This window comes from Prosthecobacter sp. (genome assembly GCF_044373815.1).
Taxonomy (GTDB): domain Bacteria; phylum Verrucomicrobiota; class Verrucomicrobiia; order Verrucomicrobiales; family Verrucomicrobiaceae; genus Prosthecobacter.
In genome coordinates this window covers 1-13,134 of sequence record NZ_JBIPNG010000154.1, presented here as the reverse complement: position 1 = coordinate 13,134, position 13,134 = coordinate 1, and the positions used below count along the sequence as shown (strand labels likewise).

10 protein-coding genes are annotated in these 13,134 nt (G+C 59.4%); 6 read left to right on the top strand and 4 right to left on the bottom strand.

Going from position 1 to position 13,134, the window contains the following annotated elements; translation table 11 throughout:
• Positions 1 to 175: 175 nt before the first annotated feature.
• Entirely contained in the window at positions 176 to 1,747 is a 1,572-nt protein-coding gene (locus ACIREA_RS14190) for a peptide ABC transporter substrate-binding protein (protein ID WP_397382932.1), read from the bottom strand.
• Between the two features lie 107 nt (positions 1,748 to 1,854).
• Here ACIREA_RS14190 and ACIREA_RS14185 point away from each other — a divergent pair, with 107 nt between their 5' ends.
• The 3 genes from ACIREA_RS14185 (at position 1,855) to ACIREA_RS14175 (ending at position 6,718) form a co-directional block, all read left to right on the top strand.
• The gene (locus tag ACIREA_RS14185) at positions 1,855 to 3,537 is read left to right on the top strand and encodes a sialate O-acetylesterase (RefSeq protein ID WP_397382931.1); all 1,683 of its coding nucleotides are present in this window, start codon (positions 1,855 to 1,857) and stop codon (positions 3,535 to 3,537) included.
• 86 nt (positions 3,538 to 3,623) lie between these two features.
• Positions 3,624 to 5,126, top strand: coding sequence for a trypsin-like peptidase domain-containing protein (locus tag ACIREA_RS14180; protein ID WP_397382930.1), 1,503 nt, complete (start codon positions 3,624 to 3,626; stop codon positions 5,124 to 5,126).
• Positions 5,127 to 5,167: 41 nt separating this feature from the next.
• The gene (locus ACIREA_RS14175; protein ID WP_397382929.1) at positions 5,168 to 6,718 is read left to right on the top strand and encodes a PDZ domain-containing protein; all 1,551 of its coding nucleotides are present in this window, start codon (positions 5,168 to 5,170) and stop codon (positions 6,716 to 6,718) included.
• Between the two features lie 3 nt (positions 6,719 to 6,721).
• On the opposite strand, the gene ACIREA_RS14170 is transcribed toward ACIREA_RS14175, so the two are convergent.
• On the bottom strand, positions 6,722 to 7,411 hold the full coding sequence (locus ACIREA_RS14170; protein ID WP_397382928.1) for a YceH family protein: 690 nt from the start codon (positions 7,409 to 7,411) through the stop codon (positions 6,722 to 6,724).
• Between the two features lie 67 nt (positions 7,412 to 7,478).
• Between ACIREA_RS14170 and ACIREA_RS14165 the strand changes: the two genes are divergently transcribed.
• The gene (locus tag ACIREA_RS14165; RefSeq protein ID WP_397382927.1) at positions 7,479 to 8,108 is read left to right on the top strand and encodes a hypothetical protein; all 630 of its coding nucleotides are present in this window, start codon (positions 7,479 to 7,481) and stop codon (positions 8,106 to 8,108) included.
• 343 nt (positions 8,109 to 8,451) lie between these two features.
• On the opposite strand, the gene ACIREA_RS14160 is transcribed toward ACIREA_RS14165, so the two are convergent.
• Together ACIREA_RS14160 and alaS are read right to left on the bottom strand one after the other, a co-directional pair.
• Positions 8,452 to 9,147 (bottom strand): pseudouridine synthase, encoded by a 696-nt coding sequence (locus ACIREA_RS14160; RefSeq protein WP_397382926.1) that lies wholly within the window; start codon positions 9,145 to 9,147, stop codon positions 8,452 to 8,454.
• Positions 9,148 to 9,227: 80 nt separating this feature from the next.
• Positions 9,228 to 11,990 carry an alanine--tRNA ligase gene (alaS, locus tag ACIREA_RS14155; RefSeq protein ID WP_397382925.1) on the bottom strand — a complete coding sequence of 921 codons (2,763 nt, stop codon included), beginning with the start codon at positions 11,988 to 11,990 and terminating at the stop codon, positions 9,228 to 9,230.
• 204 nt (positions 11,991 to 12,194) lie between these two features.
• Between alaS and ACIREA_RS14150 the strand changes: the two genes are divergently transcribed.
• Complete coding sequence (locus tag ACIREA_RS14150; protein ID WP_397382924.1) at positions 12,195 to 12,608, top strand: type II secretion system protein; 414 nt, start codon at positions 12,195 to 12,197, stop codon at positions 12,606 to 12,608.
• A gap of 85 nt (positions 12,609 to 12,693) precedes the next feature.
• Positions 12,694 to 13,134 (top strand): c-type cytochrome domain-containing protein (locus ACIREA_RS14145; RefSeq protein WP_397382923.1); only part of this gene is annotated, 441 nt, incomplete at its 3' end.

Here is a 13,134-nt window from a genome sequence, read left to right as displayed (position 1 = left end):
GCCAGTCGATCCCTACACGGGCGCTCCGCTGCAATACAGCCTCGCACGCGGTCTGATCTGGTCCGTGGGCAACGATCTCAAATCCACCAACGGCTCACCAACGGAACCGCCGATGAACGATGCTGCTGAGCCCACCGTGGAACTCGGCATCGCCGTGGCGGCGGTGGCGAAGTAATCACTTCCACCGCATGCAGCGGAAGGGATGGTCATCGATCAGGTTCGCCTGAACGCCGGTGAGGCGGTCGGCATGGAAGAACTGGACGCCGACGTAGTGGTAGATCGGAATGATGACGGCTTCGTCGGTGACGAGAAGCTTTTCAGCCTGCTGAAACAGCACGTTGCGCTGGTTCAAATCTGCTTCGCGAGCGGCTGCGGCGATGAGGGCATCGTAGGAAGCGTTTGCGAAGCCGGTGCGGTTGTTGCCGCTGGACGAAAGGAACATCTCCAAAAATGTGCCGGGATCGTTGTAGTCGCCCACCCAGCTGCTGCGGCAGAGGTGGTAGTTTTTCTCCTTCATCGAAGCGAGGTAGATCTTCCATTCCTGCTTCGCCAGATCCACGCTGACACCCAGGTGCTCCTGCCACATGGCCTGCAGTTCCACGGCGATGTTGCGTTCGACGGGTTTCGGAAAGTAGAGGTACTCCACGCGTGGAAAACCTTTGCCACCGGGATACCCCGCTTCCGCGAGAAGCTTGCGCGCTCGTTCAGGATCAAACTCAGGGCCGGGAGGTGGCTGGTAGTTTTGCCCGGCACCGGGTGGTGTGAGGCTGAAGGCGTTGCGTTCGCCCAGCTGGGTGATCTTTTCAGTCACACGCTTGCGATCAATCGCCAGCGAGAAGGCCAGCCGGATCTTCGGATTGTCAAATGGCGCGCGGTTGACGTTGAAGCGGGTGAAGTAGCTTCCCAAGAAGGGACCCGTGTGGAAGTAGGACTGCTGCTTGAGTTTGACGGTCAGCGAGGTGGGCACCATGCCCTTGTCCATGATGAGATCCGCCTGGCCCGTGAGGAAGTAATTGATCGCGGTGTTCGGCTCCGAGATCGGCAGGATTTCGATGCTCTTCATCGGCACGTTGGCGGCGTCCCAGTAGCGCTCGTTGCGGCGCAGCACGATGCGGTCGTCGAGCAGCCAGTCCTCCAGCGTGTAGGAGCCGTTGCCGATCAGCGATCCCGGTTTGATCCACGCCGTGCCGTGCTTCTCAATGACGCGCTGCGGCACCGGATAAAAGGCCGTGAAAGCGCAGAGGTCGATGAAGTAAGGCGTGGGGTTTTCGAGTTCGACGCGCAGCGTGCGGTCATCCAGCGCCGTAACTCCCACCTGCGTGAAGTCCTTGAGTGTGCCTTCGTGGTAAGCACGGGCGTTCTTGATGACGTAGAGCTGGCTGGCGTAGTCGGCGCCGAACTCGGGCGTCAGCACGCGCTTCCACGAATAGAGGAAGTCCTGCGTGGTGAGCGGTGCGCCATCGCTCCACGTCGTGTTCGGGCGCAGATGAAAGGTGTAGGTCTTGCGGTCCGGCGTCATCTCCCAGCGATCGGCCATGCCAGGCTGCGGCTTCCCTGCCTCATCAATGCGGCAAAGCCCTTCAAACAAAGCCGAGGCGATGCGCATGCCCACTTGGTCGGTCACGACGTGCGGATCAATGCTCTCCGGCTCGGCACCGTTGATAAAGACGAGATCTGCACGCGGCCGCGACTTGCCGCAGGCGGCGAGGGAGAGCAGAAGTGCGGCGGCAAGGGCGAAACGAATCACGTGAAAAGCTAGCACACGGTTGCGACTGTCCGCAGCACATTCCTTGCATCATGCTGCAATGATTTGCCTGCACGCAGCGTTCCCAACGCCCAGCTTTTTTCCAGCCCATGCGCCTCCTCTGCCTTCTCACCCTCCTTGCCGTCTCCGCCCGCGCGGAATTGAAACTCCCCGCCATCATTGGCGACAACATGGTGCTGCAGCAGAAGCAGGCGAATCCGGTCTGGGGCTGGGACGCCCCGGGCACCGAGGTCACCGTGACCTTCGCCGGCCAGACCAAGACCGCCAAGGCTGGCGCGGATGGCAAATGGACCGTGAAGCTGGATGCAGTGCCGGCGAATGCGAAGCCAGCGACGATCACCATCAAAGGCAGCAGCACCCAGGAGCTGAAAAACGTGCTCGTGGGCGAGGTGTGGATCTGCTCCGGCCAGTCCAACATGGGGTTCAATCTTTCCAGCGTCTGGGATGCGGACCTCGACATCGCGCAGGCGAAGTTCCCGCAGATCCGTCTCATCTCTGTGCCGCAGGTCGGCACGCAGGAGACCCAGAACGACTTCAAAGGCCAGTGGGAAGAATGCTCCCCGACCAATGCCGGGCAGTTCACCGCCGTGGGCTATCACTTCGGCCGTGTTCTGCATGAGATGCTCGGTGTTCCTGTCGGCCTCATTGACAATGCCTGGGGCGGCAGCTCCTGCGAAGCCTGGGTGAAACGTGATGTGCTGGAAAAAGACCCGCGCTTTGCCTCGATCATCGCCCGCTGGAAACAGACCGAGTCCACCTTCACGAAGGAGACTTTCGACAAGCAGGTGGCCGATCATAAAGCCAAAGTGGATGCCTGGGCCAAAGCCCGCGCGGAAGCCGCCAAGGCCAAGACAATGTTCACCGCGCAGGCACCACGCGCACCGCAGAATCCCATGACTGGCCAGCATCGCCCGGGCAATCTCTATGCAGGCGTGCTGCATCCGACGATTGGCTACGGCATCAAAGGAGTCATCTGGTACCAGGGCGAATCCAATGCCAGCCGCGCGAAGGAATACGGCGATCTGTTTCCCTTCATGATCGAGCATTGGCGCAAAGAATGGCAGCAGGGAGATTTTCCTTTCTACTGGGTGCAGCTGGCCGACTTCAAGCCCTACCAGACCGAGCCGGTGGAAAGCGACTGGGCCGAGCTGCGCGAAGCCCAGACTCGCACGATGAGCAAGCTGCCCAAAACCGGCCAGTGCGTCATCACCGACCTCGGTGAAGCGAACGACATCCATCCCAAAAACAAGCGCGACGTGGCCGAGCGCCTCGCCCGCTGGGCCTTGGTGAACGATTACGGCCAGAAGCTCCCCTACCGCAGCCCTGAGATCAAAGACGCGAAGTTTGACGGCGGCAAAGCGCTGCTGACTTTTGACTTCGCACCGCAGGGCCTGCGCACCATCGACACAGATGAGGTCAAAGGCTTCATGATCTGCGGTGAGGACAAGAAGTGGGTCTGGGCCAAGGCCAGCATCATCGGCGGTTCGAAGAAAGGCACCAACCAGATCGAAGTGAGCGCGGAGGGCATCTCCAAACCCGTGGCCGTGCGCTACGCTTGGGCTGACAATCCGGTCTGCAATGTCTATTCCGCCGAAGGCCTGCCCGTGACGCCGTTCCGCACGGATGATTTTCCGATGATCACAGATCCGGCCAATCCGAACAGCGCCGAGGCGCAGAATGCCAAGCAATGGGAAAAGCTCGCGAAGCTCAGAAAAATTCAGGCAGAACAGCAGAAGGTCATCGAAGCGAAGAAAAAAGCCTGGAAGAAGTAAGTGCCGGTCTGCATGGCGATTATTTCTTCAGCAAACTTGTGTTAGAAGCGGCGGGGCGCGTATGTTTGTGACTTCACGTCACCCGCATGAACACCCGACCGCTTCTGTCTCTTTTCGCCCTGGCTCTGCTTCCTTCAGCCCTTTGCGCGCAACCCGCCCCGGCACCGTCCCCGGCGACTCAGGCTATCGACGTCAAATCAGGCGCATGGGAAGGCATCGTAAACATCGATGTTTCAGTGCTGGTTCCCGACTACCGTGAGCCATGGAACGCCGGCCAGCCCAGCGGTGGCAGCGGCACCGGATTCCTCATTGGCAAAAACCGTTTTCTGACCAATGCGCACGTTGTCAGCAATGCCACGCGCATTCTGATCCGCACCACCAACGATCCTGAGCCGCATCCGGCCAGAATCGTTCACATCGCGCATGACTGTGACCTTGCCTTGATCGAAGCCGAGGACAGCAGCCACTTTGAAAAACTCAAGCCGCTCGACTTCGGCGGCATCCCGCAGCTCAACACCGAGGTGATCGCCATCGGTTATCCCATCGGCGGTGACCGCATCTCCGTGACACGCGGCGTGGTTTCACGCATCGACTTCCGCCCATACAGCCATACCAGCGTGGACTCCCATCTCGCGATTCAGGTGGATGCCGCAATCAATCCCGGCAACTCCGGCGGTCCGGTGATGCAGGAGGGCAAAGTTGTCGGTGTGGCCTTCCAGGGTTTCAGCGGCCGTGTGGCACAGAACGTCGGCTACATGATCCCGGTGCCGGTGATCAAGCGCTTCCTCAAGGACATCGAAGACGGTCGTTACGATCACTATGTGGATCTCGCCGCGAGTGATTTCCCCATTGAAAATCCAGCCCAGGCCAAGGCGCTCGGCACCGGCAGTGATGGTGTGGGCGTGATGGTCGGAGATGTCGAGCCTCAGGGCAGCGTGGGCGATCTGCTGAAAATCGGCGACGTCATTCTGAGCATTGATGACAATCCGGTGATGAACAACGGCCTCGTGCGCTTTGAAGGCGAACTGATGGACATGAATGAAATCGTCGAGCGCAAGTTCGCTGGTGACACCATCAAGCTGAAGTACATGCGCGATGGCAAAAAACTGGAGTCCACGGTCACTCTGAAACGCTTTGATCCCTATGTCCGCCTCGGCGCCCAGTACAACCAGCGCCCACGCTACATCGTCAACGCCGGGCTCGTGTTTCAGCCGCTGGACCGCAACCTGATGGATGCCCATCAAATGCGCGACGACACGGTGAACTACGTCTTCGACAACTTCCTGACCGACAAGCTCTATGTGGAGCGTCCTGAGCCCGTCGTGCTGACGAACGTGCTGCCGGATGAAGTGAACACCTGGATCACTCCTTACGCGCACAGCATCGTGGATGAAATCAACGGCGTGAAAATCAAAACGCTCAAGGATGTGGAAACGGCTCTGGCCAAAAAGGACAAGCCCTTCATCGAGATCATTCTGCTGGAAAAAAACCGCCCGCTGGTGCTCAAGCGTGAACTCGCCGAGGCCGCCCACAAACGCATCATGGAGACCTACAACATTCTGGAAGACTCCTATCTTGGCGACGAATAGCCGCGTGATCCGACCTTGAACCTTTCAGCCTAGACGCATCCATGAAGTTCTCCCCGATTTTCCTTTTTCTCGCACTCGGTGCCGCCACTTTGTCGGCTCAGACACCCGAGACAGAAGCCCCCAAAAAGAAGCGTGCCCCCGCAGTAGCAGAGGCGGGCTCTGCTCCGCAGCAGGTTGTGCAAAACAACTCACTGGTTAGGGTGAACGCCACCTCCCAGCCCTACAGCCTGCACCTGCCCTGGCAGAAGGAATCGCCCTCAAGCCGGCGTGGACTCGGTGTGGTGCTTGCCGGCAACCGCGTGCTCGTCACCGGGCAGATGGTGGCGGACGCCACTTACATCGAGCTCGAACTGCCGGAGAAAGGCCAGAAAATTTCAGCCAAGGTCGTGGCGGTGGATTACGAAGCCAATCTGGCCCTGTTGGAATCAGCGCCCTCCGACAAGCAGAAGGCGTTCTTTGCCGGTCTCAAGCCCATGGCCGTGGACAGCAGCACGCGCATTGATGACAAGGTGGACATCTTGCAGACCGGCCGCGTCGGTGAGCTGATCAAAAGTGAGCTGAGAATCAGCAAGGTGATGACCCGTCGCTACAATGTCGAAGGCTCCGGCTTCCTTGTCTATGAGGCCAACAACATCGTTCGCAGCGAGGCCAACAGCTTCACCCTTCCTGTGGTGAAAAGCGGCAAGCTCGTCGGTTTGCTGCTGAGCTACGATTCCAAGAACCAAGTCACCACCATTCTGCCCGCGCCGATCATCGAGCACTTTCTCAAAGACGTGGCGGACGGCAGCTATGAAGGCTTCCCAAGTCTCGGCATGGAATTGCAAACCACGCTGGACGAGCAGTTCCGCGATTTCCTCGGACTCAAGGCCGATGCCCCGGGCGTGCTCATCAGCCTGGTCATGAAGGGCGGCTCGGCTGAAAAGGCCGGCATGAAGAAGGGCGATATCCTGGTGGCCATCAATGGGTTCGTCATTGATTCACGCGGAGACTATAAGGACCCGCAGTTCGGCGCCCTCAGCTCCAGCCATCTGGTGCGTGGTCGTGCCTATGTGGGTGACAAGGTCGAGATCCAGGTGATTCGCGAACGCAAAGAAGTCACTCTCAAGGGAGAGCTCACCCGCCGCAAGCCGGATGACTTTCTCGTCCTGCCCTACCTGTTCGACAAAGGACCGCGCTATGTTCTGATGGGCGGGCTGCTGTTTCAGGAGCTGTCACATCCGTATCTGGATGCCTTTGGCGAAGAGCAGCGCGGTGGTGCCATTCTGCGCCTCTCTCGCGTGGCCTCCCATCCTGACAAGTATGAAGAGGAAGGTCGCAAAAAGCTCGTCTTCCTCAGCCTCGTGCTGCCCACTCCCAGCGCTCAAGGCTATGACAAGCTCGGCGGACAGGTGGTCAACAAAGTGAACGGCAAGGCCATCAAAGATCTCAATGATCTCAATGACGCCTTCAAGAGCGTGAAGGACACCACGCATGTCATCGAGCTCAATGACTTCCCGCACATCCTCTACCTCGACACCACCAATGCAGCCAATGACAACAAGCGCCTGCTCGGCGGTGCGTATCGCATCGGCAGCCTGATGCGGCTGGAGTGATGGTTACTTCACCGCACCGATCAGTGTCTGCAGCCGCGACACCTGTGCCTTCAGCAGGGTGATCTCCGCCTCCATCTTCGCGCGCCAGTCAGCATCGGATGAGTCTTCCACCACCGGCGCCGCCGTTGCATGGGCGGAGAGTGTCGCCGCCGCTGCGCCAGCCACCTCACCACAGAGCAGATGCATGAACTGCGCCACGCGCTGCCCCGGGCCTGCGGGAATGCATTGCACCAGCGGGCCTTCGTTGTAGCCGATCAGCTCTGCCAGCGCGTTCTCCACGCTGGGCATGTCCGGGAATTCAAACAAGCGTTCGGTGCGCTGGCGCAGTTCGCCTGCCGTCTGTGATCCGCGCAGCATCAGCATGCACAGCAGCGCCATGTGGGGGCGGTCCAGACCTTGCAGCTTGCCCTTCAAGTTGTGCCGGTACTTTAGGGTGCGGCCGCCCACGATGTTGACTTCAAAAACATAGCCGTGGGTTTTCATCGACTCCAGCGCCCGCAGCACGGTGCGCTCGTCATAGCGTACGATGGGGTCACGGTTCGTGGTTTGATTGCAGGCGGTGACCAGCGCGTTCAGCGTCATCGGATAGTAATCCGGCAGCGTGATTTCTTTTTCGATCAAACAACCCATCACCCGGGCGGCTTCGGGCGTGAGCGTGAAAAGGATGGCGGAGGTGACGGATTCGGCGGACATGTGAAAATGGCTTGGGAAAAGCAGTCAACATCCACGGCTGCAGGCTGCGTTCAACATCCGGTCGGGGTTGGTTTTCAAGGAATATGAATATATTTCTGAATACATCCCGATGAGCAGCGTCGAACTCTATGTCATGAAAACGAAACTTATCCTCCTGTGCGGCGCAGTCTTCGCTGCTCTATCACTCTCCTCTTGCGATATGTACGGGTATCCCGGCTATGGCTACGGAGGGTACGGTGGTGGCTACGGCGGTTATGGCCGCAGCTACTACAACAATAACTACTATTCGAGCCCCCTGCTCGGTTTGGGTGGCCTCGGTGGTTACTATGGCGGCTATTCCAGACCCTATTCTTATAGCAATTACAATCGTAGCTACTACTCCAGCCCATTCCGCTCCTTCGGTAGCTTCGGCAACATTGGGAATGTGGGATACAACAGAGGTAGCTACAGCTCTCCGTTCTTGGGTAGCAGAAACCTGTCGCCTCTGGGTCGTGGCTTCGGCGGCTCCTCATTCGGCAATCACAGTTTTGCCAGTCATAACATTGGCGGCTCTCCCTTCACCGGCCATACCATGCATCGTGGCTCTCCTGGCGGCCTAGGTGGTGGTCATAGCTTCGGCGGCAGCAGCGGCCACAGCTTTGGTAGTGGTGGTCGCAGCTTCGGCGGTGGCGGTCATATGGGCGGCCATCATCATTGATCCGGCTTAGCCATTCCAGCTTCTCTCACACAGCGCCCAAGGTTTCTTGGGCGCTGTTTTTTATCCGCGCTGCGGGTTCGCGCATATAGCGTTTTACAAAACGGATTTCCGGAAAGCGAGCGTGGAGACGCTCGACGGCGGCTTGAGGACAAGCCGCCCTCGCGCCGGGCGCTCGCATGCACAGCGCAGGTAGGGCTGACCGTCCTCAGCCAGCCGCCGTCGAAGCCCATGATCTTCGAACGAGAATCTGCGTGCTAAACGGAAATGAGTTTTACGAACCGCAATAGCGGTCGAATCCTGACACGAGAAAAGCGTGCATCGTTTAGGACTGCCGTGTGCGTGCTCAGCGCGGCACATTTTCCAGCGAAAGCATCTGCCACTCGCCTTCCGCAAGATCACCAAGCACATACGGCCCAAAGCGTTCGCGGTGCAGATTTTCCACATGCCAGCCCTGGCTGGCAAACATGCGGCGCACCTGATGGTAACGGCCTTCCGTGATCGTGAGGCGAGCGGACTGGCTGGAAACGATTTCCAATGTCGCGGGCAGGCAGGGTTTCTCCTCGCTGCGGAGCATGAGGTCGCCTTTGGCAAAGATGTCGATGAGCGAAGCATCGAGTTCACGATCCACTTCCACGAGATACGTCTTCTCGATGTCTGATTTCGGCGAGGTGTAGCGATGCACGAGGCTGCCGATGTCTGTGACGAGCAGCAGCCCGCTCGTGTCTTTGTCGAGACGTCCCACACTCGTCACCGCCGGATTGCGCTCCGGCCAGTGGGAAGGCAGCAGCTCATAGATGTTCTGTCCTTCCTCCTCACTGTGCGTGCAGGAGTAGCCCACAGGCTTGTGCAGCATCGCCAGCAGGCCATCAGGAGCTTCCAGCGGTTCGTCATCCACAGTGATCAGCGCGGAATCCACCCGCTGATCCGAACGCTTCACCACCACGCCGCCCAGCTTCACCCGGCCCTCTTTGACAAAGGCCATCGCCTCCCTGCGTGAACAGTAACCGAGGGCGGAGAGCAGTTGATCGAGGCGGCGCATGATGGGTAGGGACTGACAGGGGCGGACGCTCCCTGCTCACAGCGTGGTGTCATGCGGTAAATGCGGATGACTGATGAACGCTACGCACACATCTTCCTCGCTTCCGCCAGCGCCGCATCCACCTTGGCCACGTCCTTGCCACCGCCGCGTGCAAAGTCGGGCTTTCCACCGCCTTTGCCACCGACGATCGGCGCGATGCTCTGGATGATCTTCCCAGCCTGCACCTTGCCCTGGTGCTCTTTGGCGACGCTGGCGATCAACGCCACGCTGCCACCGCCCGTTGCGGCGAGGACGACGATGCCGTTGAAGGTCCCCTTCAAGGCTTCAGCCACGCCCACAGCGTAGTCGGCATCCACATCACCGAGGTTGGTGATGATCGTGTTGTTCGCAGCGGTGGCGATGAGGTCTTTGGCCTTCACAGAAGCCTCGCGTTGCTGCGCGGCTTTGAGGGCTTTTTCGAGTTCCTTCTGCTGCGTGAGAATCTGATCGAGCTTCTTCTCCAAATCGGCGGCGCCTTGGGCACTGACTTTACCGGCGAGGAGCTTGAGGAGTTCGGCATCAGCGCGAGCAGCGTTATAAGCTTCGAGGCCGGCAATGGCTTCGATACGACGCACGCCGGAGGCGACGGCGCTTTCGCTGACGAGGCGGAAGAGACCGATCTCGCCGGTGCTGCGCGTGTGCGTGCCGCCGCAGAGTTCCATGCTCCAGCCGTCGAGCTTGTTGCGCTGGCCGCCGATCTGCACCACGCGAACGAGGTCGCCGTACTTCTCGCCGAAGAGCGCCATGATGCCGTTGTTGGCTTTGGCTTCCACGTAGGGGACTTCGGTCCAGGAGACGGGATCGTTCGCGACGATGCGCTCGTTTACGAGGCGCTCGATGTCGATGATCTGCTGCGCCGTGAGGGCGGCGCTGTTGAAGTCAAAGGTGAGTTTGTCCGGCGTGACCGAGGAGCCCTTCTGCGTGGCATCCTTGTTCACCACTTCATGCAACGCCCAATGCAGAATGTGAGTGACAGTGTGATGGCGCTCGATGGCGTGACGACGCGGAGCATCGACGATGAGCTTCACCGTGGCATCGACAGCAGGAGCTTCATCGCCTTCGAGGAAGTGCAGCCAGGTGTTGCCGACCTTGGTCGTGGCGCTGATCGGATACGTGTTAGCACCGAGGATGAGCTGCCCGGCATCGCCAATCTGCCCGCCCATTTCAGCGTAGCAGGTGGAGACATCCAGCACGACGGCCGTCTTGTCCTTCATCTCGACGACTTCGAGCACACGTACGTCGGCTTCGAGAGCATCGTAACCAATGAACTTGGTCGGCGCCTTAGTTTCGATTTCGGAGACGGAGACGACCTGCTTGTTCTTCTTCCCGGCTTCGCGGGCGCGCTCCTTCTGCTCTTCCATGAGCTTGGTGAAGCCTGCGGTGTCCACGGTCAAGCCACGCTCACGGGCGAGCAGTTCGGTGAGGTCGAGCGGGAAGCCCTGCTCGTCATAGAGTTTGAAAGCGAAAGCGCCGTCGATGTTTTTGCCAGCACTGGCTGTTTCTTCAAACAACGCGATGCCCTTGTCCAAGGTGCGGTTAAAGCTCTCCTCCTCCAACTTCAGCACACTCTTGATCTGCTCCTTCTTCGTGCGCAGTTCAGGGAACACATCGCCCATCTGGGTGGCCAGTACATCGACGAGCTTGAAGAAGAACGGATCCTTAAACTCCAGCGTGCGGCCATACTTCACGGCGCGGCGCAGGATGCGGCGGAGGGTGTAGTTGCGGTCGGAGTTGCCGGGCTGGATGCCGTCGGCAATGGCGAAGCTGAGGGTGCGTAGGTGGTCGGCGATGACGCGGAATGCCACGTCGATTTTTTCCTGCTCGGTCACGGGCACGACGTGGCCCTGCTCATTGGCCTTCGGCAGCGTGCTGGCGTAGGTTTTGCCGGAGAGCTTGGTGAGCTCGTCGAAGATGGGCTTGAAGACGTCGGTGTCGTAGTTGCTGATCTTCGCCGTCTCGAAATCGGTGAAGTTCTTCGTGCCCTGGATGATGGAGCACACGCGTTCGAAGCCCATGCCTGTGTCCACGTGCTGTGCGGGGAGCGGGACGAAGCTGCCATCGGGGTTGGCGTTGTATTGAATGAAGACGTTGTTCCAGATCTCGATACAGCTGGCGTCGCTGCCGTTCACGAGCAGGGCACCAGCGCGCTGGCGGTCTTCGTCGAGGTTCGGAGCGCCGGGGGTGAGGTCGATGTGGATCTCAGTGCAAGGTCCGCAAGGTCCGGTGTCGCCCATCATCCAGAAGTTGTCCTTCTTGTTGCCGTTGACGATGTGGATGTCGGGATCGAGGCCGATGCTGCGGAACTTCTCGGCCCAGATGTCCCAGGCTTCCTGGTCGCGGTCAGCGGGGTCGCCTTTGCCGGGCTGGTAGATGGTGGCGAAGACGCGCGTCGGTGGGAATTTCCAGCGCTCGATGATCAGTTCCCAGGCCCAGGAGATGGCTTCTTTTTTGAAGTAGTCGCCGAAGGACCAGTTGCCCAGCATTTCAAAGAGCGTGTGGTGGTAGGTGTCCAGGCCCACGTCTTCGAGGTCGTTGTGCTTGCCGCCAGCGCGGATGCACTTCTGCGTGTCCGCCGCACGGGTGGGCAGGCCTTTGTGAAGGACGCCGGGCCAGGTGTCCACGTCCGCACTGCGCTCGCCCAGGAAGATGGGAACAAACTGGTTCATGCCCGCGTTCGTGAAAATGCGTGCGCCATCGCGGCTGGTGTAGCCCACGTTGTCACTGGGGACGATGGTGTGCTGCTTCTCCTTGAAGAAGTCGAGGAAGCTCTGGCGGATCTGGGCGGCGGTGGGGACGGCGGACATGGCTGGAAAAGGGAGCGCGGATGGTAGCGGGATGAAGCCGAAGGTAAAGGCGGGGTTTGCCCCCACATGGCAGCAAAATCGGCCATCGGACTGGAAATCAGTCAACTACAGGGGTGGATCGCCAGAGCCCGGGCGGCATGGCAAGAAAAATGTTTGTAAAATTACCATAATTAAAGTAATATTTAGAAAGTTTTAGGCCGAGAAATGACAACCACCGCCCCCAATTTCAAAAAAACATGCCCATCCGCGCCCGGAATGAGCCTGATGGAATTGTTGGTCACCATTGTGATCCTTGGCCTCATCATGAGCATCACCGTCATGTCCATGGGAAGCTCACGTCAGGCGGCGGAAGATCAGAAGGACAAGCGCAATGCTCAGGAAATCGCCAGTGTGGCGGCCATGGCCAACGCTGCCGGGGCCAGTTTCATCGTGCCGGACGACGAGCAGGCCACCATTGCCAACCTGCGTGACGGGATTGCGCCCGCCACTGGAGCCTTTCGCGGGCGCACCTTCAGAATCCCGGACATGCACGACACGGAAATCAAAGGGGCGATGCGATTTCTGGCGCTCAACGATTCGGACCTGCAATACCGCCAGGACGGCAGCAACAGTCCATAAGCTGAAAGAGCTGCCAGACCGCCGCTCCTTGCATGGAGAATGCCGCTCAAAATCAAGATCCGCCTTTCTCCAGCGTATCTCAGAGGTGATTCGCCTCTTCATCACTCTTCCTCTCATTGCTTCCGCCGTCGCGGAGCCAGCACCGCGCCCCATCCAGTTCTCCAAGGAGATTCGGCCCATCCTGAGCGAGAACTGTTTCTTCTGCCACGGCCCGGACGAAAAGAAGCGCGAAGCCGGTCTCCGACTCGACGACGAAACCAGCGCCAAAAAGAACAACGACGGCACCACTGCCGTGGTGCCAGGGCATCCTGAAAAAAGCGCCCTTCTGGAGCGCATTGTCAGCAAAGACGCCGACGAGGTCATGCCGCCGCCCAAGCAGCACAAGACCATCTCGCCCGCGCAGATCGCGCTTCTGACCGAATGGATCAAACAAGGCGCGCCCTGGGGCAAGCACTGGAGCTATGAGAAGGTGGTGAAGCAAGCCGTTCCCGCAGGCTCCAAACAGCCGGTGGACGCCTTCCTTCTG

Bases quoted from the DNA above. Each gene is read 5' to 3' on its own strand.
- ACIREA_RS14185 (WP_397382931.1), top strand. From the start codon at position 1,855: ATGCGCCTCCTCTGCCTTCTCACCCTCCTTGCCGTCTCCGCCCGCGCG.
- ACIREA_RS14180 (WP_397382930.1), top strand. From the start codon at position 3,624: ATGAACACCCGACCGCTTCTGTCTCTTTTCGCCCTGGCTCTGCTTCCT.
- ACIREA_RS14175 (WP_397382929.1), top strand. From the start codon at position 5,168: ATGAAGTTCTCCCCGATTTTCCTTTTTCTCGCACTCGGTGCCGCCACT.
- ACIREA_RS14170 (WP_397382928.1), bottom strand. From the start codon at position 7,411: ATGTCCGCCGAATCCGTCACCTCCGCCATCCTTTTCACGCTCACGCCC.
- ACIREA_RS14160 (WP_397382926.1), bottom strand. From the start codon at position 9,147: ATGCGCCGCCTCGATCAACTGCTCTCCGCCCTCGGTTACTGTTCACGC.
- alaS (WP_397382925.1), bottom strand. From the start codon at position 11,990: ATGTCCGCCGTCCCCACCGCCGCCCAGATCCGCCAGAGCTTCCTCGAC.
- ACIREA_RS14150 (WP_397382924.1), top strand. From the start codon at position 12,195: ATGACAACCACCGCCCCCAATTTCAAAAAAACATGCCCATCCGCGCCC.